Origin of the sequence: Catenulispora pinistramenti, assembly GCF_018274385.1 — a bacterium.
GTDB lineage: Bacteria > Actinomycetota > Actinomycetes > Streptomycetales > Catenulisporaceae > Catenulispora > Catenulispora pinistramenti.
Genome location: NZ_JAAFYZ010000106.1, coordinates 1 through 19210 on the forward strand (window position 1 = coordinate 1; position 19210 = coordinate 19210).

Here is a 19210-nt window from a genome sequence, read left to right on the forward strand (position 1 = left end):
CCCCGGGATCCCCCCCTCCGCAGGCGCGACGGCGTCTATCGTCCGGGTTCGGGGGTCAGGGGGTCCACGTCATCTGATAGGGATGCGCGGCCATGTGATCGCGCACACACCCCCATCGCCGAGCCCTTAGAAGAACACCGACCGCCGCTGCAGAAGCAACCGGTACAACGTGTCCTGAATCGTCTCCCGCACCTGATCCGTCAGGTCGAAGACCAACATCGGGTCGTCGGCGGCGCCGGGGTCGTAGCCGGCCGTCGGAATGGGCTCGCCGAAGGCGATGTGCCACTTGGTCGGCAACGGCACCATCCCCAGCGGGCCGAGCAGCGGGAAGGTCGGCGTGATCGGGAAGTACGGCAGCCCGAGCAGCCGGGCCAGCGGCTTCAGATCGGCGAGCTTCGGATAGATCTCCTCGGCCCCGACGATGGACACCGGGATGATCGGGACGCCGGTGCGCAGCGCCGCGGAGACGAAGCCGCCCCGGCCGAAGCGCTGGAGGCGGTAGCGCTGCGAGAAGGGCTTGCCCACGCCTTTGAAACCCTCGGGGAAGACCGCCACGACCTCGCCGGTGCGCAGCAGGCGTTCGGCGTCCGGGTTGCAGGCCAGGGTGTGGCCCATCTTGCGGGACAGCTCGCCGACGAACGGGAGGGTGAAGACCAGGTCCGCGGCCAGCATCCGGAGGTGGCGGCGGGCCGGGTGGTGGTCCAGCAAGGCCACCTGGGTCATCAGCGCGTCGACCGGGACCGTGCCGGAGTGGTTGGCCACTATCAGCGCCCCGCCCTCGGCCGGGACGTTCTCGATGCCGGAGACCTCGACGCGGAAGTACTTGTCGTAGAGCGGACGCAGGACGCCCATCAGTACGTTGTCGTTGAGGTCCGGGTCGAAGCCGAACTCGTCTACCTCGTAGGTGCCGGTCACCCGGCGGCGGAGGAAGGCCAGGGCGCCCGCGGCCTTTGCCTCCCAGCCGGTGGCGGTGCCGTTGCCGTTGCCGTTGCCGTTGCCGTTGGCGTCGGCGTGACCGTTGCCAGTGCTGTTGCCAATGCCGTCGACGTCGCCGCTGCCGCGGTTGTCGCCGGCGTCCGGATCCTCCGAGGCACGTTCGGTCTGGTCCACCTCAGTACCCCTTCGTCCAGCCGGGGACGATCGCCGTCAGGCCGACCGCTTCGGCGTGTGCGCGCAGTGCGTCCGCGCTGGTGTGCCCGGGTTCCCAGCCTAGGCGGGCCTTCGCCCGGGCAGTGTCCAGGACCCTGCCGTAGCGCACCAGGGCCACCTGGTCCGGGGTGAAGTCGAGGATGCCGGCCCGGCGGATCAGGCTGCCGAAGAAACCGGCCCCGAAGGAGACCACCGGGAACGTCGGGCGGCCCAGGCGGCGGGTGATCTGGGACAGCGGCAAGGCGCCGTCGCCGGCCACGTTGTAGGTGCCCGGGTGGGCCCCCACAGCGGCCAGGACCAGGGCCTGGACCGCGTCGTCGATGTGCACGAACTGCAGGCGCGGGTCGTAGCCGAGGACCGTGGGGACCACGGGAAGCGTGAGGTAGTCCAGCAGCGGGGAGGCCACGCCGGGGCCCGCGAAGGGCGCGAAGCGCAGCACAGAGACCGCCACGTCGGGACGGCGGCGGGCGAAACCGCGCACGTAGCTCTCGGCCTCGGCCACGTCCTTGCCGTAGCCGGACGTCGGGGGCTGGTGCGGGGGCGTGTCCTCGGCGAACAGGGCCGGATCGCGGGGTGCGCAACCGTAGACGGCTCCGCTGGACTTGACGACCAGGCGCTTCAGGCCGGGCGCCTTGGAGGCGGCGGCCAGGAGTTGCATGGTCCCGATGACGTTGCGTTCCTTCATCGCCGCCCGGCCGCCGGCACGCGAGGGCCGGGGCTCCAGGCCCAGGTGGACCACGGTATCCGGGTCCGTCTCCGCGATGAGGCGGGCGATGGCGGGGGAGCCGGAGGCATCAGCCCCGTCGGCGCCTGCTACGAACCGGGCCCGGCCCTGCGCCCGCAGAGCCTCGACGACAGACTGCCCCAGACGGCCGTCCGCACCGATCACGAGCACGCGTGGGCCGCCGGACGACGACTTCCCGTCCGCCCGAGTCCGACCCGCACCGGCCATGCCGCGGCCAACCCCCCGACGCGCGCCGGCTACTTCTTCTTGTTACGACGCTGGATACGCGTCTTCTTGAGCAGCTTGCGGTGCTTCTTCTTGGCCATACGCTTACGGCGCTTCTTGATGACTGAGCCCACTCGGGTGCCCTCGCTCACTTGTGACGGGGATTCGCGACTGGCCCAGAGTACCTGGTCGTCCGCCCCCGCGACCAAACGCCCATCGGCGCCGGGTCCGGCGGGGGCCGCAGGGGAAGATCAGGGGAAGGTTTCCAGGGACTAAAGGCCCTCCGCCACGTAGGCGTCGCGCAAGTATTCCTGCACCGCCTGTTCGGGGACCCTGAAGGAGCGGCCCACCCGGACCGCGGGCAGTTCCCCGCTGTGCACCAGCCGGTACACGGTCATCTTGGACACCCGCATGACCTGGGCGACTTCGGCGACCGTGAGGAACTTGACCTCGGAGAGCCGCGCGGCGTCGCCGCCCGTGCGAGCGCTCCCGTGCATGTCGGATATCTCAGAAGCCATGTTATGAGGATAGGGGTGGATGATACATATGGGGAAGAGGATGCGGCATTCGTGTGATTTGCGGACTGTGGCAGCTGGGGCGGACCCGCTTACCCGCTGTGGCCCGCCGCACACGCCCCGCCCCGGTACGGGTTCAGGCCTCGGGCCGCACCGTCAGCCCGGCCCGGGCGAGTACGTACCGTGACATGGGCGTGTAGTGCCGTGGCGCGATGCCGTCGTCCAGCGGTACGGCCACCTGCACCGCGCCCTCGGCCTCGCCGACGAACAGCGCCGGGTCGTTGGAGTCGGCGAACCCGATGGCGTCGATCCCGGCCTGGCCCGCGCCGCCGCACCAGCCGTGGTCGGCGACCACCAGGTCCGGCAGCGGATCGCCGTCCCCGGCCAGCGAGGCCAGCGCGGCCCGGATCGGGCGCGCGGAGTGGGTGTGCACCAGCGAACCGCCCTCGGCCGTCACCCCGACCCCGCCGAAGTAGGCGATCGACCGGCGCTTGCGGCCGACCTGCGCCGAGGCCTGATACGACCAGCCGGCCCCGGCCTCCGTCACCTCGCACCCGGCGTCCCGCAGCCCGGCGGCGAAGGCCAGGTGCACGGCCAGCAGGGTGCTGGGATGCCCGGTGGCCAGCAGGACCCGCTGCCGCAGCTCCCCGGCCTGCCCGAGCCGGTCGGCGAACCGGTCCAGGGCGTCCAGGGTGAGCTCGACGTCGATGTGGTCCTGCCCGGAGCGGTACTTCGGGTCCGCCGACACCCCGGCCCGGTCGGCCATCAGCTTCACGACGTCGCCCTGCGTCCACACCCGCTCGGGCTCCAGCCCGAACAGGTGGTAGGGGTCCCGCTCGGCGAACATCGCGTACTTCCGGAGGTTGTCCTCCCGCGGTGTCGCCACCGCACCGGCGATGCGGTGCGTCAACAAGTGGTCGCGGAGTTCGTCGCGAGTGGGGGCGGCGGTCATGAGGAGAAGGTAACCCGCGTAGACGGATCACCGCCGCTCATTGTGCGTACATCACATTCACGTAGTACCTATTCGGTCCGCAGGGCGACGACCGGATCCAGTCTCCCGGCCCGCCGCGCCGGCATCACGCCGAAGAACACCCCGACCGCGACCGACACCCCGAACGCGAGCACGATGGACCACCAGGCGAGGACGGCGGGCAGCGGGGTGAAGGCGGACAGGATGGCCGACGCGCCGATCCCCAGCCCGATCCCTATTACGCCGCCGATGCTTGTCAGCATCACGGCTTCTAAGAGGAACTGGGACAGGACGTCCCGCTGTCGCGCGCCGAGGGCCTTGCGCAGACCGATCTCCTTGGTCCGCTCCCGGACCGAGACCAGCATGATGTTGGACACCCCGACTCCGCCGACCAGCAGCGAGATGCCCGCGATCGCGGCCAGGACCAGGGTGAGCATCGACAGGATCTTGCCGATGGTGCCCAGGATCTCGGTCTGGGACACCGCGGTGAACTCGTCGCCCTGGTACTTCTGTTTCAGCGCGTCGACCAGCTTGGCGCCGACGGCGTCCACGTCGCCGGGGGTGTCGGCCTTGACCGCGAAGCCGGAGATGTTGTCCATGCCGAACAGCCGCTGCGCGGCGGTGACCGGGATGTGCACCTCGGTGTCCGGGCTCACCCCGAAGGCGCCGCCCTTGGCCTGGAAGAGCCCGATCACCCGGAACTCGACGCCGCTCATCGACACCTGACGGCCGATGGGGTCGGTGTCCGGGAACAGCGCGGCGGCGGCGTCGGGGCCCAGGACGATCACCCGGCGCGCGGTGGCGATGTCCGCCTTGGAGACGTAGCGGCCCTCGGCCAGCGGGCGGTCGAAGACGTCCACCACGTTCGCCGTGGTGCCCTGGACCGACGCGTAGTACGTGTTGGTCCCGGCGCGCAGGTCCTCGGCCGAGGTCAGGTCCACGGCGACGGCGTCCGGCCGGCCGAGCACCCGGTTCAGGTAGTCGGCGTCGGAGAGCTGGAGCCGGGACACGGCCGGGGTGGTGCCGATCTGGAACTTGCCGGGCACGACGAACACGATGTTCGAGCCCAGGCCCTCGACCTCGGAGGTGACCAGCTGCTTCGCACCGCCGCCGATGGCGACCAGGACGACCACCGCGGCGACGCCGATCACCACGCCGAGCATGGTCAGCAGGGAGCGCAGGCGGTTGGCGCGCAGGGCGTCGAAGGCGACGCGGAAGGATTCGGTGATTCTCATGAGGGCTCCGGTGCTTCCGCCACAGCTTCTATAAGGCCGTCCCGCACGCGGATGATTCTTCGGGCGCGCGCCGCGATGTCCGCCTCATGGGTCACCAGGACCACCGCGACTCCGCGTTCCTTGTTGAGCCGCTCCAGGATCCCCATCACCTCGTCACCGTTGACCGTGTCGAGGTTCCCTGTGGGTTCGTCAGCGAGGAGCACTGAGGGCTCCCCTACAAGCGCGCGCGCTATAGCGACTCTCTGCTGTTCGCCGCCGGACATCTGCGTGGGCTTGTGGCCTATCCGATGTCCCAGGTTCACCGCATCCAAGGCCTCTGCTGCGCGCTTCCTGCGTTCGGCTCTGCGTACTCCTCTATAGACGAGTGGCAGAGCGACGTTATCCAGAGCGGTGGTACGTGCCAGCAGTTGGAACGACTGGAACACGAACCCGATCGTCTGGTTCCGCAGTTCGGCCAGTTCACTGTCGTCCAGCGTGCCGACGTCGCGGCCCCCGACCAGCAGCGTGCCGGTGGTCGGCCGGTCCAGGCAGCCGAGCAGGTGCATCAGTGTGGACTTGCCCGACCCCGAGGGCCCGATGATCGCCGCGTAGTCGCCCTCTTCGATGGTCAGGGAGACCCCGCGCAGGGCATCCACGGAAACGCCGTCCATGCGGTACGAGCGAGTGACCTCGACCGCCTCGATTTCGGCCATGTCCTAGAGCTTCTGCCCGTCGTGGACCTTGTCGGCCCCCGAAGTCACGATCACGTCCCCGGCGTTCAGCCCGGACGCCACTTCCACCGCGGTGTCGCCCTGCGCCCCGAGCCGGACGACGTGCCGGTGCGCGACCCCCGACGTCACCAGCCACACCGTGTCCTGGTTCCCGTCGTGCACGATCGCCGCCGAGGGCACCGCGAGCACGTGCGGTTTGTTCGCCACCTGCAGGTCCGCCACGGCGCTCATCCCGGGCCGCGGGACCGGTGCCGCCGAGCCGTCGCCGAGCGTGCCGGCCCCGAGCGAGAGCCGGACCCGGTAGGTGACGCCGCCCCGGCTGGAGGACTGGCCCTGGCTGTCGATGGAGATCACGGTCCCCGGGTAGTCCCCGTCGGGCACGGCGTCCAGTTGCACGTCCGCGGTGATGCCCGGGGAGACCTGAAGTATCGAGGTCTCGTCGACCTGGGCGGTCAGCGTCAGGACCGAGGAGTCGGTGATGACCAGCAGCGGTGCGCCGGAGTCCACCGGCGAGCCCTGAGTGATCACGGTGTCGTCCCCGGGATCCGTGCTCCCGCCTGTGCTCCCGCCGGAGGCATCCGATCCGAGACTGCCTCCTGCCGCACCGGCCAGAGAACCCAGGCTCCCGCTGAGTTGTGACAGGAGCGAAGAGACGTCCACTCCCGAAGCGCTGGCTCCCCCGACGCCGCTGCGCAGTGACACGTCCCCGGATATAGAGGCCTTAATAGTGAGGGAGTCCACTGTCTTCTGCGCTATAGCGACGGCAGCCTGTGTCTGAGTCCGCTGCGCATCGCCGAGAGAGCCGAGGACGTCCGACGCCGACGCCACTCCGTTGTTGAAGTTCGCGATGGTGTTCCGCACGTCGGAGGACGCCGTGGCGTATTGCGTACGCGCACTGCTGATCTGCTCCAGGATCGACGCCTTGATCGCCGGATCCGCGATCTGCTCGGCGGTGGCCTGCGCGGCGTCGAAAGCCTTCTGCGCGTTGGCGTCGGCGTCCTCCTCGGACTGCGAGAAGTCCAGGACGCTCGTCCCGCCCGAGGACTTCTTGCCCTGCGCCGCCGCCTGCGCGTCCGCCGCCTTCGCCGCGGTCAGCTGCGCCTGCGCGTCCGGCGAGTCGATCCGCAGCAGCGTCTGCCCGGCGGTGACGTGCTGGCCGTCGGCGACCATCAGCTGCGCCACCGAACCGGCGGCCGTGGCGTCCACCGTGATCTGGGACTTCGGCGTCACGCTCGCCGGCGCCTCGACGATCTGGGTGACCGGTCCGTACGTCACCGGCGCTTTGGTGATCCCGGAAGGAGTGCCGCTGCTACAGGCGCTCAGTCCGGCGACGAGTAGAGGACTGAGAACCAACCCCGTTATTACCGTGCCGCGTTTGGTCACGTCCCCAATGTAGGTACCGTTTCCGCGCCGCCCACGGCCGGGGTCTGCCGACCACCGTCGGGCTTCGGCGCGCGCCGCGGATCGAAGGCGTAGGCCAGCAGCACGATCACGGCGATCATCACCATCGGGACGGCCATGCCCTCCCGGTGGGTGACCCCCGCTCCCCACAGGCCGGTCACCAAAGGCGCGCCGAGCAGGAAGCCCAGGTAGTTGAAGACGTTGATGCGCGCGACGGCCACCCCGGACCCGGTCGGGTCGTTGGCGTAGGCGGCCGTGAACGCCTGCGGCACCAGCGGGGACAGGCCGAAGCCGGCGATCAGGAACCCGACGAGCGCCATGTACGGGCCGGACGCCGCGACCACGACCGCGAACCCGGCGGCGCAGACGACCGCGCCGGCCCGCACCACCTTCACCGGGCCGAACCGCTGGACCGCCAGGTCGCCGCGGAACCGGCCGAGCACCTGGCCCAGGGTGTAGGCGCCGACCACCAGGCCGCCGAAGGTGTCGGAGGACTTCAGGCCCTTGGTCAGGTAGTCGCTGCCGGCCGCGGTGACACTGGACTCGCCGATGTAGGCCAGGGTCATGACCACGCACAGCAGCAGCATCGGGCGCCACGGGATGCTGGGCAGCCTGCCCTCGGCGTCCTTGACGACCGTCTCGTCGCGCAGGTTCTTCAGCAGCATCGGCCCGGCGTACAGGGTCGCGGCCACCCCGACCACGGCGGCCACCAGGTACGTCACGCTCAAGGGCCAGCCGGCCGCCGAGCCCAGCGCGCCCCAGGCCGAGCCGACGATCGCCCCGGCCGCCCACACGCCGAAGAACGCCAGGATGATCGACCGGCCGTAGCGCCGCTCCAGCCCGCAGGCCTGCATGTTCATCGTGGCGTCGGCGGCGCCCACGGCCAGCCCGAACAGCATCAGGACCGGCATCGCCTGGTAGAGGTTCCGGGTGTGCGGGACGATCACCAGCACCGCGACCACCGTCGGCTGCACCACCCGCAGCACCGCGGCCGAGGTCGTCCAGCGCATCGCCAGCCCGGCCAGCACCGAACCGACCCCGGCCAGGATCGGGACCAGGGCCAGGAGGATGGACAACGTACCGTCGCTGACGTGCAGCTGCTTCTGGATCACCGACACCTTCGAGGTGAGCAGCGAGAAGGCGAAGCCCTGCACCCCGAAGAAGATGTGAGTCGCTATCCGGTTCCGGGTCAAACCACCCGGGTCTACCTGCGGCATGCCCGCAGCGTAGGCGACGTGATCTTCCTTGGGAAGGGGTTGCGTGGTCCAGGTCCGGGCACGGGTGTAACGTGCGGAAAGTGCCAGACGACGCGGTTATCGGATGCGTGGGCTTGTTGCACGTCGGTACGCGCGGCCAACGGGGGCCCGGCGAGGTGGTGGTGCGAGTGCGGGGTGGCAGCGAGGCGTTTCTAGCCTGGTCGGAGCAGCCGCTGGCGAAAGGCACCCGAGTCTTGGTCGTGGAGTCTCGCGGGGAACGCGCGGTCGACGTCATCGCCTTCCCCGAGGAAACCGACCCGCTGGACGAACTGGACAGGCTGTGAACATCCATCTCAGCTCACGGGAAGAAGGCTGACCACCATGTTCGGCTACAGAGTGCCCGCCCCTGACCAGGCGATGCTCATCTCCGGCGGCCGCCGGGGGCAGGGCGGCGCCCCGTTCCGGGTCGTCACCGGCCACGGCAAGTTCATCCTCCCGGTGTTCCGCAAGACCCGGTTCCTGACGCTGTCCATGCAGGAGGCCGAGGTCTCCGAGACCTGCGTGACCAAGCAGGGCATCGCCCTGACCGTGACCGCGGTCATCGCCTTCAAGGTCGGCAACGACACCGAGAGCATCGTCAACGCCGGCCAGCGCTTCCTGTCCGACCAGAACCAGATGTCGACGCTGACCGCCCGCATCTTCGCCGGCCACCTGCGCTCCATCATCGGCTCGATGACGGTCGAGGAGATCGTCACCGAGCGCCAGAAGCTGGCCGAGGAGGTGCTGGACACCTCCAAGTCCGAGATGGCCAAGATCGGCCTGACCGTGGACTCGCTGCAGATCATGTCGATCGACGACATGAAGACCGGCTACATCGACGCCATGGCCGCCCCGCACAAGGCCGCGATCCAGCGCCAGGCCCAGATCGCCCAGGCCCAGGCCACCCAGGCCTCGGTCGAGGCCCAGCAGGAGGCCGAGCGCAACAAGGCCGAGTACGCCCGGCACACCGCGATCGTGCAGGCCCAGTACAAGGCCGAGGTCGACCAGGCCCAGGCGGTGGCGGCCCAGGCCGGCCCGCTGTCCCAGGCCAAGGCCCAGCAGGAGGTGCTGATGGCCCAGACCGAGCTGGCCCAGCGCAACGCCGAACTCCGCCAGCAGGAACTGGTCGCCGAAGTGGTCAAGCCCGCCGAGGCCGAAGCCGAGCGGGTCCGCATCACCGCCGCCGCCGAGGCCGAGCGCATGCGCGTGCAGGCCGAGGCCGCCGCCAGCTACGACCGCGTGGCCCTGGACCGCATGATCATCGACCAGCTGCCGCTGATCGTGGAGAAGGCCGCCGGCGGCCTGAACGGCGCGAACATCAACGTGCTCAACGGTGCCGACGGCCTGTCGGAGATCGCGGCCGGGCTGGTCGGGCAGGGCCTGGCGATCCTGGACTCGGTGAAGAAGGGCCTCAGCGAGGAGACCGGCAAGGAAGGGGTCAAGCCGCAGGTCATCGAGCGGGTGCAGATCGACAACGGGAAGTAGGCGCCGCAGGCGCGGCCGCTGCCGGCCGCGCTCGCGGTGCGCGAAGCGAAGTACGTGAGCCCCCTGAGTCAGTAGCCTGAGCAGTCAGGCTGTCGGCTTGGGGGGCTCATGACGTTCACCGGTATCGAGATCGTCCAAAGCTGATCCCGCGGCGCCGCCTCAGCCGTCGCTCCGCATCCGGCTCAGCGTGAAGGTCTCCAGCGGAGCGATCTTCCCGTCCGGCTGCGAGACCACGTAGTACGTCACGTGGATCCGCGTCTGGCCGCCGGCGTGGGTGCCCGGGTCCACGTCGAACGCGGCGAAGCCGTAGGGGTGCTGCTCGTCGCGGACGCCGATCCAGGGGGCGTCCTCGAAGACGTAGGTCGGCGTCTTCTTGCCGTTCACGGGCGCGCCGACGCCCATCAGCACCTTTGCCTTGCTGCCCGCGAAGAACTTCTGGTTGCTGGGGCTGGAGGTGCCGCCGCCGCCGAGGACCATGTGGACGGTGCCCTTGGAGGTGTCGATGTTGTTGGTGTCCGTGGACACCGGGTTGGGGGTCAGGGTCTGGCTGCCGGAGATCACGCCGCGGACCGGGTGGGAGCGTTCGTAGTCGTGCTCGTGGCCGCAGACGACCAGGTCCACCTCGTACTTGTCGAACAGTGGGCCCCACTGCTCGCGGATGCCGATGTCGGCGCCGTTGGCGTCGGAGCTGGAGACGATCACCTGGTGCATGCAGACCACGATCCAGTCGATGCGGTCGTCGCGGCGGGCGGCCTTCAAGGTGCGCTCCAGCCAGGCACGCTGGCGGCCGGCGCTGTAGCCGCTGACGTAGGTGTCGCCGCCGTCTTGGAGCGCCACGTCGTCGTTCTGCAGGACCACGAAGCGGACCGAGCCGACGGTGAAGGCGTACCAGAGGCCTGCGAACTCGGCGTCCTCGCCGTTGGCCGGGAGGGCGAAGCGGGTCTGGAAGGCCGAGAAACCCAGCGGGCCGTTGCCCTTCTCGTTCTCGTGGTTGCCGGCGGCGGGCATCCAGGGCCGGAAGCGGGCCGAGCGGGTGTTGTTCTGGAAGAACGAGTCCCAGGTGCGCAGCCGGTCCGGGTTGATGTTGGCGTAGCACAGGTCACCGTTGAGCAGGTGGAACAGCGGTGCCACCTGCTCCACACCGGCGACGATGTCGGCCGCGGCCGGGGTGGCGATGGTGGCCGGGACCGAGGTGAAGCCGCCGCCGGAGGCCGCCGCCCAGGTCGTGCCGGGCGTGGCCTGGTCGCCGAAGCTGGTGAAGGTGAACGGCTTGCGGCCGGACGGCGCGGTGCGGAAGGCGGCCGAGTCCGGCAGGACGCCGTCGTGCAGGGCGCTGTAGACGTAGGTGGAGTCCGGGCGCAGGCCGCCGATCTGCGCGTGATGGACGTACACCTCGCGCCCCGAAGCGCCGTCGGTGTACGTGCGGGTCTCGGCCTGGACTGTGTTGCCGTGCCCGCCCTCGAGGCTCCCGAAGCGCACCCGCGGCCGGCGCACCGGCGCCGTGGTGGTCCACGAGGCGTACATCTCGCACGTCGGATCCGCACCGAACGTCAGGTGCAGGCCGTCGACCGGCGGCGCACCGAGCGCGCCGGGAGTGGTGAGCAGCAAAGGGGAACCGGACGGAGCCGGGGCCGAACTCGGCCCGGAGGCGGCCTCGGTGGTGGCCGCGGCGGCGGCCGGCGAAGCCAGCAGCGGGGACGCGGCGAGCGCGGCGCCGGCGGTCCCGGCGGCGAGCAGAGCGGTACGACGGTCGACGGGCATCCGATCGGTCATGCCGGGGACGCTAGCCAGAGGGCTGACCCCGGCGAGTGAACACCCGATGAGCAGAAGGCGAAGCTTCCCCCGAACCACGGTCGGCGACGGGCGACGCGCGACCGGCGACCGGCGACCGGCGACCGGCGACCGGCGACCAGTAAACAGAAATCAGAAATCATCCGAGCGGAGGCGGCCCCGACCAGCCGAGCGCGGCCCCCGCCACAGACCCGGGGAACCGCACGCGAGTCAGCTCTCCGACCGCACTCGGCTCACGCAGCAGCAGATCTTCGACGTCGGACAGCGCCGGGTCCGGAACCGCCAGGCCGACCGCCGGATCGAGGCGGCCGAGGCTGTCCACCGCGTGACCGACACCGGCGAGGCTGACATCGACCGCCAAACCGCCGCCCCGACGCAGTGCCTCGATCGCCCCGGCCGCCGCCAGCCAGCCCGCACCGTGGTCCAAGACCTGCGCGGGCAACGGCACGGGACGCTCGGCGCCCGCCGCCCGCATCCCCTCCTCGGCGATGCCGGTGGCCATCTGCACCAGCGAGTCGAAGCCGCGACGGCCATCCCACGGCCCGTCGGCGCCGTAGGCGGAGATGGAGACGTGGACCAGGTTCGGGTTGACCGCGGCCAGATCGGCGGGGCCGAGGCCGAGCTTGGCCAGCGCGCCGGGACGGTAGGACTGAAGCACGATATCGGCGTCCCGGACGAGGTCCAGGAACGCGGCGTGGCCCGCGTCGGTACGCAAGTCGAGGAAACGCAGGGCCTTGCCGACGTTCAGGTCCAGGTCCAGGCCGCGGATCGTGGGCAGCAGCGGCGAGCGGACCATGGTGACGTCGGCGCCGTGGCCGGCCAGCACCCGACCGGCGTTGGGACCGGCGATGATGCGGGTCAGGTCGAGGACCCGGATGCCGGACAGCGGCCGTGAGCTGGGAACGAGCTCGCGGTTGGTGATTGCCGCACCGCCGGCCGGGCCCGACCCGCCCGCACCAGCCAGGCCAGCAGAACCAACAGAACCAATCCCACCGGTCCCACCGGTCCCACCGGCGACCCCACAGTCAGCCGCGAAGACCTCCCCACCGCCCAGCGGCGCCATCGCCACCACCGGCCGCCCCGCAACCACCGCGCTCTGCGGATGCGCCAACCACTCCTCGCGCGTCCGCATCGCCGCGGCCACACCACCGGCCTGCGCGATCGCGTCCTCCAGCTCGAACCGCCCGCGCCGCCGCACCGCGGCCGCCACCGCGTCCCGCTCCTGCGGCACCCCGAGCACCCGGCACGCGATCGCCGCGTGGTGCTCGAAGTTGCAGTGCAGGCGCACCCAGCCGTCGGCCGCCTCGTAATCCCCGGACAACGGCGCCCACTCGAACGCCGCCTCGCCGTCCACCCGAAGGTAGCGCTCACTCCGGAACGCGATCGCCGCCTCCCGCACGCCGACCCGGACCTCCGGCGGCGCGCTCAGCCCGTTGCGCGCGGCGAAGAACGCCGCCGCCTGAGCGTGGGCGGCCGTCACCGTCCACGCCGCGAACTCCCCCACCCGGAACACCGACGGCAGACCGAGATCATCCATGCCCCCACACTAAAACGGCGGCCCGGGTCACGAAGACCCGGGCCGCCGGTTTTGCGCAGCGGTGCCTAACTCGGCGGATTGGGACCGCAGTCCATAGGGGGCTGGTAGCCGTTCGCGAACGGCAGCGGCAGCGACGACCCCGCGACGATCTGGCCCAGTTGGTCGGCGGTGTAGGGGAACGGATCCGTGGGCCGGACCGTTTTGTCCGCCCCCACTCCACGGACTGAACCGTCGATCGCGTAAGCGATGATCCGCCTGCCGTCCGTCAGCGTGCGAACCGCCTGCACATAGTGTCCGTTGGCGGCCGTCCCGGTCTGAAGCACTGACCCGTCGGGCAGTGTCGTTTTGGCGATCGGGCCCCAGCTCTCCTGGACACCGCCCCAGACACCGAACATGTCCTGCTGTTGACTGGCGGCCGTCACGAGCACTGTCACCTGCACTACCGGTGTTGAGTCGTTGTTCTTGCGTGGGATCGCGGGCCGGCCGTCCACAGTCCACTGTTCCGTGAAGCTGTAGCCATCCTCAAGCTGCGACTCGGTGTCGCACGAGCCGCCCATGTTCGTCACCGAGAGCGGTGGCTGGGTGGACGTCAGATGCTTCCCGCCCGGATCGAGCTCGCCGAACAGCTTCGCCAACACCGCGTACGCGGCCTGGTCCGACCGCGACTTCGAGCCCTGCGCCGTGGTCGGCGAACTCGACGAACCCGACACCGCCGTCGGCGTGGCGCCCGTCCCGGCGACGACCTGAGATCCGCCGCCACCGGCGAACGCCGTCACGGCGACAGCCACCGCGGCGACCGAAGCCGTACTCGCCAGCGCAGCGGCCACGCGGCGGCGCCGCACCTTTCGCCGACCGCCGAGCACCAGGTCCTCGGCGGTGAACCCGAGGCGCGGCCGGGTTTCGCCGACGGATTGCGCCAACCATGCCCGCGTCTGTGCCGCGTGCTCCTCCCCGCTCACTCCCCCAGTTGCAGAGAGCCCGTACTCCTCGTCCCGATCTCCGAACCCTGTCATCACGACTCCTTCGCCACGCGGCCCGAGGCCGTCGCCTGCTGGTCGAGGAGGATTCCGCGCAGGGTGGCCAGCCCCCGCGCGGTCTGCGAACGGACGGTGCCCGGCGAGCAGTCGAGCAGATCCGCGGTCTGCTCGATGGACAAGTCCTCCCAGAACCGGAGCACCAAAGTGGCTCGCTGCCGTGGCGCCAACCGCGCCAGGGCCTGGAGAACGGCGTCCCGCTCCCCGATGTCCGAACCTTCCGGCGCCGCCGATTCCGGTACCACGTCCACCGACCGCTCACGGCGCCAACCGCGCCGCTTCTCGTCGATGACGCAGCGCACCAGCACCCGGCGCACATAGGCGTCGCGGTTCTCGGCCTGCTCGACCCGGTGCCACGCCACGTACAGCTTCAGCAAAGCCGTCTGCACCACGTCCTCGGCCTGGTGCGCGTCGCCGCACAGCAGGTGGGCCGTGTGCCACAACGCGCGAGAGCGCGCCGTGACGTATTCCTTGTACTCCGCCTCAGCAGAAGCCCGCATCGTCCGTCCTCCCCTTCTGGTGGTAGGACGGAGCGACTCACCGCCGACGCTGCATCGCGACGAAGATTCCTACCGCGCCGACACCTCAGGGGCCGGAAGAGACCTCAGGTACCGGAAGCCAGCTCCCGTGACCGGTCCCGCGCGGCCTCCAGCGCGGCGATCATCGCGGCCCGCACCCCGTGGTCCTCCATGGTGCGGATGGCGGAGATGGTGGTGCCGGCCGGGGAGGTGACGGCCTCGCGCAGCTTCACCGGGTGCTCGCCGGAGTCGCGCAGCATCACGGCGGCGCCGATCGCGGCCTGCACGATCAGGTCGTGCGCGGCGGCGCGCGGCAGGCCGAGCAGGATCCCGGCGTCGGTCATGGCCTCGACCAGGTAGTAGAAGTACGCCGGGCCGGAGCCGGACAGCGCCGTCACCGCGTCCTGCTGCGCCTCCGGCACCCGGATCGTCTTGCCGACCGGGGCGAAGATCTCCTCGGTGCGGGCCAGGTGTTCCTCGGTGGCGTGGGCGCCGGCCGAGATCGCCGACATGGCCTCGTCCACCAGGACCGGGGTGTTCGTCATCACCCGGACCACCGGGACGCCCTCGGCCAGCCGGGAGGCGATGAAGCCGGTGGTGATGCCGGCGGCTCCGGTGATCACCAGCCGGCCGGCCGGGACGTGCGGGGCCAGTTCCTCCAGCAGCGCGGCCATGTCCTGCGGCTTGACCATCAGGATCAGGGTGTCGGCCTTGGCCGCCGCCTCGGCGTTGCTCACCGCGTCCACGCCGTAGGTGGAGCGCAGCATGGCCGCGCGTTCCGGGCGGCGGGCCGTCACCAGCACCTCGTCCGGCTGCTTTCCGGCCCGCAGCAGGCCCGAGACCAGGGCCTCGCCGATCTTTCCGGTGCCGAGGACGGCGACGCGCTGGGTCATGGGGTCCGGTCTCCTCACATCCGCCGGACGCCGCTCGGCGCTCCGGCTCAGTCCTTCGAGAGCAGCGACCGCGCGAAGAAGCCGAGGTTCGCCGGACGCTCCGCCAATCGTCGCATGAGGTAGCCGTACCACTCGCTCCCATAGGGCACGTACACCCGCATGCGTTCGCCGGCCGCCGCGAGCCGCTTCTGCTCGTGCGGCCGCACCCCGAACAGCATCTGGAACTCGTAGCTGCCGATGCCCCGGCCGTTGCGCACCGCCAGCGCGCCGCCTATCTCGATCAGCCGCGGGTCGTGGGTGGCCAGCATCGGGTAGCCCTCGCCGGCCATCAGGGTGCGCATGCAGCGGACGAAGGACAGGTCCACGTCCTGCGTGGTCTGGTACGCCACCGACTCCGGCTCCCGGTAGGCGCCCTTGACCAGGCGCACCCGGGAGTCCGGCGTGGCGAAATCCTTGCAGTCCGCCTCGGTGCGCCGCAGGTAGGCCTGGAGGCACAGCCCCGCCGACGGATAGTCCCGCCGCAGCTCGGAGACTATTTTCAGGGTCGAGTCGGTGCTGGTGTGGTCCTCCATGTCGAAGGTCACCGTGCTGCCGGCCCGCTGCGCGCCCTCGCAGATGGCGTGCGCGTGTTCGAGCGCTATCTTCTCCCCGTCGCTGCTCAGCGACTGGCCGATGGCCGAGAGCTTGACCGAGACCTCGGCGTGCGGGGTCAGGCCGGCGGCCGCCAGCCGCTCCAGGAGCAGCAGGTACGCCTCCTTGACCAGGATCGCCTGGTTGGCGTCGGTGGTGTCCTCCCCCAGATGGTCCAGGGTGGCCAGCAGGCCGTCCTCGATCAGGGCGTCGGCCACCGCGACCGCGTCGTCGGTGGCGGGACCGGCGACGTAGCGTTTCACGATCTGCCGCGAGCCGGGAGAACGCTCGATGAGGGCGCGAGTGCGATCGCTGCCCGCCGCCGCCAGCAATGTCCGACGCAACACCGCAGAGCCTCCTCGACCGTTCCTACGCCTGAAGGCCCAGCCTAGGACCAGATGCGGCGGACGGCCGGGCCGGTGAGCCGCGCGGGCGATGGAAGCCGGGTCCGTGAGTCGAACGGCCCTAACCCGGCGGCCCGGCGGCCCGGCGGCCCGGCGACTAAGGCCGCCGCACCACCCCGAGCCACGTCGTGTACTCCTCGACCACCATCGCGTCCGGGAAGTGCTTCAACAGCACCCCGCGCTCACGGTCCAAGAACGCCGCCAGCCGCTCGGGCTCCACATCGCTCACATACGACCGCGACATGATGTTGGTGATCCGGTGCTCCAACGGGACCCGCCGCGACCACCGCGCCTGGAACTCCCGCACCGACAACTCGCCGGCGCGGCTGCCCAGGGCGAGGTGCGGGTCCGCGTCCAGGGCGGTGCTGTCGTTGCCGTAGTCGGGCTCGCCGCCGATCAGTTCCCTGATCCGGTCGTTGTACCCGAGCCGCCACGGGGCGTCGGCGGTCGGCATGTTCCAGAAGCAGCCCAGCGCGCCGCCGGGCTTCAGGACCCTGAGGACTTCCGGGACCGCGCGCTCGGTGTCCACCCAGTGCCAGGCCTGGGCGAAGGTCACGAAGTCCACCGAGCCGTCGCGCAGCGGCAGGGCGTTGGCGCTGCCCATGACCGCGGTGACCCCCGGCGACTGCGCGACCAGCCGGCGCAGCATCGGCTCGGACAACTCGACCGCGGTCACCGTCGCGCCGCGCTCGTGCAGCTGCCGGGAGGAGATGCCGGTTCCGGCGCCGACGTCGGCGATCCGGGAACCGGACAGCGCGCGGCCGGACAAGTCCTGCAGCGCGTCGAAGATCGCTTCGGGGTAGGTCGGACGGGACTTGGCGTAGGCGGACGCCAGGGTGTCGAACTTCGATGACTCGGCCAACGGGACTCCCCTAATGTTCGTTCACTCCGAGACCGGCAGAGCGCGCGGCTCGGCTTCTTCCCGCACGCTCGCCAAGGCTCGGCGGGCGTAGACCAGGGACTCGCGGAGGTCTTCCTCGCGTTGCAGTTCGCTCTCCGCGCGGCGGGTACTCACCTCCAGGATGACGGCGCCGGCCAGGCCGCGGCGCGCGATGCGTTCCAGGACCTCCTGGCAGGGCTGGCTGCCGCGGCCCGGGACCAGGTGCTCGTCCTTGTTCTGCCCGGTGCCGTCGGCCAGGTGCAGGTGGACCAGCTTCTCGCCCATCCGCTCGTACATCGCCAGCGCGTCGTTGCGGGCGGTCGCGGTGTGGGACAGGTCCAGGACGTAGTGCTCGTAGCCGGTCTCGGTGGGGTCCCAGCCGGGGAAGTAGGCCTCGCCCTCGCGCTCCATGCGCGGCACCTTGATGCGCGGGAGGCGGCCGAAGATGTCGGGGGTGGAGGCCCGCCAGGGGTACATGTTCTCGACCGCGAACCGGATCTCCGACTCCTGATTCAGGCGCTTGATGCCCTCCGAGAACTCCTCGGCGTAGGGCTGCTGCCAGCGGAACGGCGGGTGCACCACGACGACGTTGGCGCCGACCCGCTCGGCGGCCTCCCGGGACTTGCGCAGCTTCTCCCAGGGGTCCGAGCCCCAGACCCGCTTCAGGTTCAGCCAGAACAGGGTCGGGGCGTGGATCGACAACACCGGGACCTGGTAGTGGTCGATGTATTCCAGGATCTTGTCCGGGTGCTGGCTCGCCGGGTCGATCGAGACCATGAGCTCGACGCCGTCGTAGCCGAGCCGGGTGGCCACGTCGAAGGCGTAGCGGGTCGGTTCTGGGTACACCGAGGACGTCGACAGGCCCACTTTCGGTGTGGTGACCTGCTCCGTCGTCCCGGTGCTGTCGGTCCTGAAGGTCACGCCGCTCAGCTTACAAGGGAGTCCAGCCGCCGAAGGATCACGCCTTCGCGCAGCGCCCACGGGCACAGGTCGGCGACCTCCACGTTGAACAGGTCGAACGCGGCGTCGGCGACCACGGCCCCGGCCAGCAGCTGCTCGGCCCGGCCCTCGGAGACGCCGGGCAGGCCGGCGCGCTGGGCCGCCGACATCTGTGCCAGCTTCGGGACCCAGGAGGTCAGGTCCCGGGCCCGCAGCTGGCGCGGGGCGTACAGGCCCTGTGCCGAGGGTGCGGCGCCGGCGATGCGGGACAGCTGCCGGAACGTCTTGGAGGTGACCACCACCCGGTCCGGACGGCCGGCCCGGGCCACCCGGGAGACGCCCTTGGCGATCTCGTGCCGCACGTACCGGCGCAGCTCCCGGATCTGGTCCGGGCCCGGCGGATCGCCCTTGAGACGGTCGTGGGTCAGCCGCGAGGCGCCCAGCGGCAGCGACTCCATCACGTCCGGCAGCTCGTCCAGGCCGACCGCGATCTCCAGCGAGCCGCCGCCGATGTCCAGCACCAGCAGCCGGCCGGCGGACCAGCCGAACCAGCGGCGCACGGCCAGGAAGGTCAGCTTCGCCTCGTCCGGGCCCGGCAGCACCTCCAGCTTGACGCCGGTCTGCTCGCGGACCGCGGCCAGCACCTCGACGCCGTTGGCCGCCTCGCGCACCGCGGAGGTCGCGAAGGCCAGCATCTCCTCGGCGCCTTTGTCCTCGGCCACCCGCAGCGCGTGCTCCACGACATGGCACAACCGCTCGATGCCGCTGGGGACGATCGCACCCTGCTCGTCGGTGAGCTGCGACAAGTGCAACTCGACCTTGTGCGAGAAGGCCGGGATCGGGTGTGCCCCGGCGTGCGCGTCCAGCAACAGTAAGTGGACCGTGTTCGATCCGACGTCCAACACTCCGAGGCGCATATCGCGATACGTTACCCG

General features: G+C 70.6%; 20 protein-coding genes. 2 read left to right on the plus strand and 18 right to left on the minus strand.

The features are described from left to right. Positions 1-126 precede the first annotated feature (126 nt). The 9 genes from KGQ19_RS27030 to KGQ19_RS27070 form a co-directional block, all read right to left on the minus strand. On the minus strand, positions 127-1110 hold the full coding sequence (locus KGQ19_RS27030) for a lysophospholipid acyltransferase family protein (protein ID WP_307856519.1): 984 nt from the start codon (positions 1108-1110) through the stop codon (positions 127-129). 1 nt (position 1111) lies between these two features. Next, positions 1112-2101 (minus strand): NAD-dependent epimerase/dehydratase family protein, encoded by a 990-nt coding sequence (locus KGQ19_RS27035; RefSeq protein ID WP_212013494.1) that lies wholly within the window; start codon positions 2099-2101, stop codon positions 1112-1114. A 29-nt stretch (positions 2102-2130) separates the two neighbouring features. Beyond that, positions 2131-2232, minus strand: a complete 102-nt coding sequence (locus KGQ19_RS27040; RefSeq protein WP_015796886.1) for a 30S ribosomal protein bS22 — start codon at positions 2230-2232, stop codon at positions 2131-2133. A gap of 138 nt (positions 2233-2370) precedes the next feature. Further along, positions 2371-2595: a helix-turn-helix domain-containing protein gene (locus KGQ19_RS27045; protein WP_194895572.1), complete on the minus strand. Its 225-nt coding sequence runs from the start codon at positions 2593-2595 to the stop codon at positions 2371-2373. A gap of 154 nt (positions 2596-2749) precedes the next feature. Next, on the minus strand, positions 2750-3565 hold the full coding sequence (locus KGQ19_RS27050) for a phosphatase (RefSeq protein WP_212013496.1): 816 nt from the start codon (positions 3563-3565) through the stop codon (positions 2750-2752). A 68-nt stretch (positions 3566-3633) separates the two neighbouring features. Then, a complete protein-coding gene (locus tag KGQ19_RS27055) occupies positions 3634-4818 on the minus strand; it encodes an ABC transporter permease (RefSeq protein ID WP_212013498.1) in 1185 nt (394 codons plus the stop codon). Continuing rightward, complete coding sequence (locus tag KGQ19_RS27060) at positions 4815-5510, minus strand: ABC transporter ATP-binding protein (RefSeq protein ID WP_212013500.1); 696 nt, start codon at positions 5508-5510, stop codon at positions 4815-4817. The genes KGQ19_RS27055 and KGQ19_RS27060 overlap by 4 nt, the downstream gene beginning before the upstream one ends. Positions 5511-5513: 3 nt before the next feature. Further along, positions 5514-6911 carry an efflux RND transporter periplasmic adaptor subunit gene (locus KGQ19_RS27065; RefSeq protein WP_212013502.1) on the minus strand — a complete coding sequence of 466 codons (1398 nt, stop codon included), beginning with the start codon at positions 6909-6911 and terminating at the stop codon, positions 5514-5516. Further along, on the minus strand, positions 6908-8146 hold the full coding sequence (locus tag KGQ19_RS27070) for an MFS transporter (RefSeq protein WP_212013504.1): 1239 nt from the start codon (positions 8144-8146) through the stop codon (positions 6908-6910). The genes KGQ19_RS27065 and KGQ19_RS27070 overlap by 4 nt, the downstream gene beginning before the upstream one ends. Positions 8147-8217: 71 nt before the next feature. Between KGQ19_RS27070 and KGQ19_RS27075 the strand changes: the two genes are divergently transcribed. Continuing rightward, entirely contained in the window at positions 8218-8469 is a 252-nt protein-coding gene (locus tag KGQ19_RS27075) for an NfeD C-terminal domain-containing protein (RefSeq protein ID WP_212013505.1), read from the plus strand. Positions 8470-8506: 37 nt separating this feature from the next. Next, the gene (locus KGQ19_RS27080) at positions 8507-9649 is read left to right on the plus strand and encodes an SPFH domain-containing protein (RefSeq protein ID WP_212013518.1); all 1143 of its coding nucleotides are present in this window, start codon (positions 8507-8509) and stop codon (positions 9647-9649) included. 159 nt (positions 9650-9808) lie between these two features. On the opposite strand, the gene KGQ19_RS27085 is transcribed toward KGQ19_RS27080, so the two are convergent. The 9 genes from KGQ19_RS27085 to KGQ19_RS27125 form a co-directional block, all read right to left on the minus strand. After that, positions 9809-11422, minus strand: coding sequence for a purple acid phosphatase family protein (locus KGQ19_RS27085; RefSeq protein ID WP_212013520.1), 1614 nt, complete (start codon positions 11420-11422; stop codon positions 9809-9811). A gap of 157 nt (positions 11423-11579) precedes the next feature. Further along, positions 11580-12977 carry a CoA transferase gene (locus KGQ19_RS27090; protein WP_212013522.1) on the minus strand — a complete coding sequence of 466 codons (1398 nt, stop codon included), beginning with the start codon at positions 12975-12977 and terminating at the stop codon, positions 11580-11582. Between the two features lie 65 nt (positions 12978-13042). Further along, entirely contained in the window at positions 13043-13990 is a 948-nt protein-coding gene (locus KGQ19_RS27095; RefSeq protein ID WP_212013530.1) for a hypothetical protein, read from the minus strand. Then, positions 13990-14511, minus strand: coding sequence for a SigE family RNA polymerase sigma factor (locus KGQ19_RS27100; protein WP_212013532.1), 522 nt, complete (start codon positions 14509-14511; stop codon positions 13990-13992). The genes KGQ19_RS27095 and KGQ19_RS27100 overlap by 1 nt, the downstream gene beginning before the upstream one ends. 104 nt (positions 14512-14615) lie before the next feature. Next, complete coding sequence (gene proC / locus KGQ19_RS27105; RefSeq protein ID WP_212013534.1) at positions 14616-15422, minus strand: pyrroline-5-carboxylate reductase; 807 nt, start codon at positions 15420-15422, stop codon at positions 14616-14618. A 47-nt stretch (positions 15423-15469) separates the two neighbouring features. Continuing rightward, the gene (locus tag KGQ19_RS27110) at positions 15470-16399 is read right to left on the minus strand and encodes a proline dehydrogenase family protein (protein WP_212013541.1); all 930 of its coding nucleotides are present in this window, start codon (positions 16397-16399) and stop codon (positions 15470-15472) included. Between the two features lie 154 nt (positions 16400-16553). Continuing rightward, positions 16554-17318, minus strand: a complete 765-nt coding sequence (locus tag KGQ19_RS27115; protein ID WP_212013543.1) for a class I SAM-dependent methyltransferase — start codon at positions 17316-17318, stop codon at positions 16554-16556. Positions 17319-17339: 21 nt separating this feature from the next. After that, entirely contained in the window at positions 17340-18257 is a 918-nt protein-coding gene (locus KGQ19_RS27120) for a sugar phosphate isomerase/epimerase family protein (protein ID WP_212013550.1), read from the minus strand. Between the two features lie 5 nt (positions 18258-18262). Further along, positions 18263-19192 carry a Ppx/GppA family phosphatase gene (locus KGQ19_RS27125; protein WP_194895553.1) on the minus strand — a complete coding sequence of 310 codons (930 nt, stop codon included), beginning with the start codon at positions 19190-19192 and terminating at the stop codon, positions 18263-18265. Between the last annotated feature and the right edge of the window lie 18 nt (positions 19193-19210).

What these genes read in the sequence shown, in the direction of transcription:
- KGQ19_RS27055 (WP_212013498.1), bottom strand. Translation starts at nt 4,818, where the DNA reads ATGAGAATCACCGAATCCTTCCGCGTCGCCTTCGACGCCCTGCGCGCC.
- KGQ19_RS27095 (WP_212013530.1), bottom strand. Translation starts at nt 13,990, where the DNA reads ATGACAGGGTTCGGAGATCGGGACGAGGAGTACGGGCTCTCTGCAACT.
- KGQ19_RS27090 (WP_212013522.1), bottom strand. Translation starts at nt 12,977, where the DNA reads ATGGATGATCTCGGTCTGCCGTCGGTGTTCCGGGTGGGGGAGTTCGCG.
- KGQ19_RS27100 (WP_212013532.1), bottom strand. Translation starts at nt 14,511, where the DNA reads ATGCGGGCTTCTGCTGAGGCGGAGTACAAGGAATACGTCACGGCGCGC.
- KGQ19_RS27035 (WP_212013494.1), bottom strand. Translation starts at nt 2,101, where the DNA reads ATGGCCGGTGCGGGTCGGACTCGGGCGGACGGGAAGTCGTCGTCCGGC.
- KGQ19_RS27125 (WP_194895553.1), bottom strand. Translation starts at nt 19,192, where the DNA reads ATGCGCCTCGGAGTGTTGGACGTCGGATCGAACACGGTCCACTTACTG.
- KGQ19_RS27080 (WP_212013518.1), top strand. Translation starts at nt 8,507, where the DNA reads ATGTTCGGCTACAGAGTGCCCGCCCCTGACCAGGCGATGCTCATCTCC.
- KGQ19_RS27070 (WP_212013504.1), bottom strand. Translation starts at nt 8,146, where the DNA reads ATGCCGCAGGTAGACCCGGGTGGTTTGACCCGGAACCGGATAGCGACT.
- KGQ19_RS27060 (WP_212013500.1), bottom strand. Translation starts at nt 5,510, where the DNA reads ATGGCCGAAATCGAGGCGGTCGAGGTCACTCGCTCGTACCGCATGGAC.
- proC (WP_212013534.1), bottom strand. Translation starts at nt 15,422, where the DNA reads ATGACCCAGCGCGTCGCCGTCCTCGGCACCGGAAAGATCGGCGAGGCC.
- KGQ19_RS27085 (WP_212013520.1), bottom strand. Translation starts at nt 11,422, where the DNA reads ATGACCGATCGGATGCCCGTCGACCGTCGTACCGCTCTGCTCGCCGCC.
- KGQ19_RS27045 (WP_194895572.1), bottom strand. Translation starts at nt 2,595, where the DNA reads ATGCACGGGAGCGCTCGCACGGGCGGCGACGCCGCGCGGCTCTCCGAG.
- KGQ19_RS27050 (WP_212013496.1), bottom strand. Translation starts at nt 3,565, where the DNA reads ATGACCGCCGCCCCCACTCGCGACGAACTCCGCGACCACTTGTTGACG.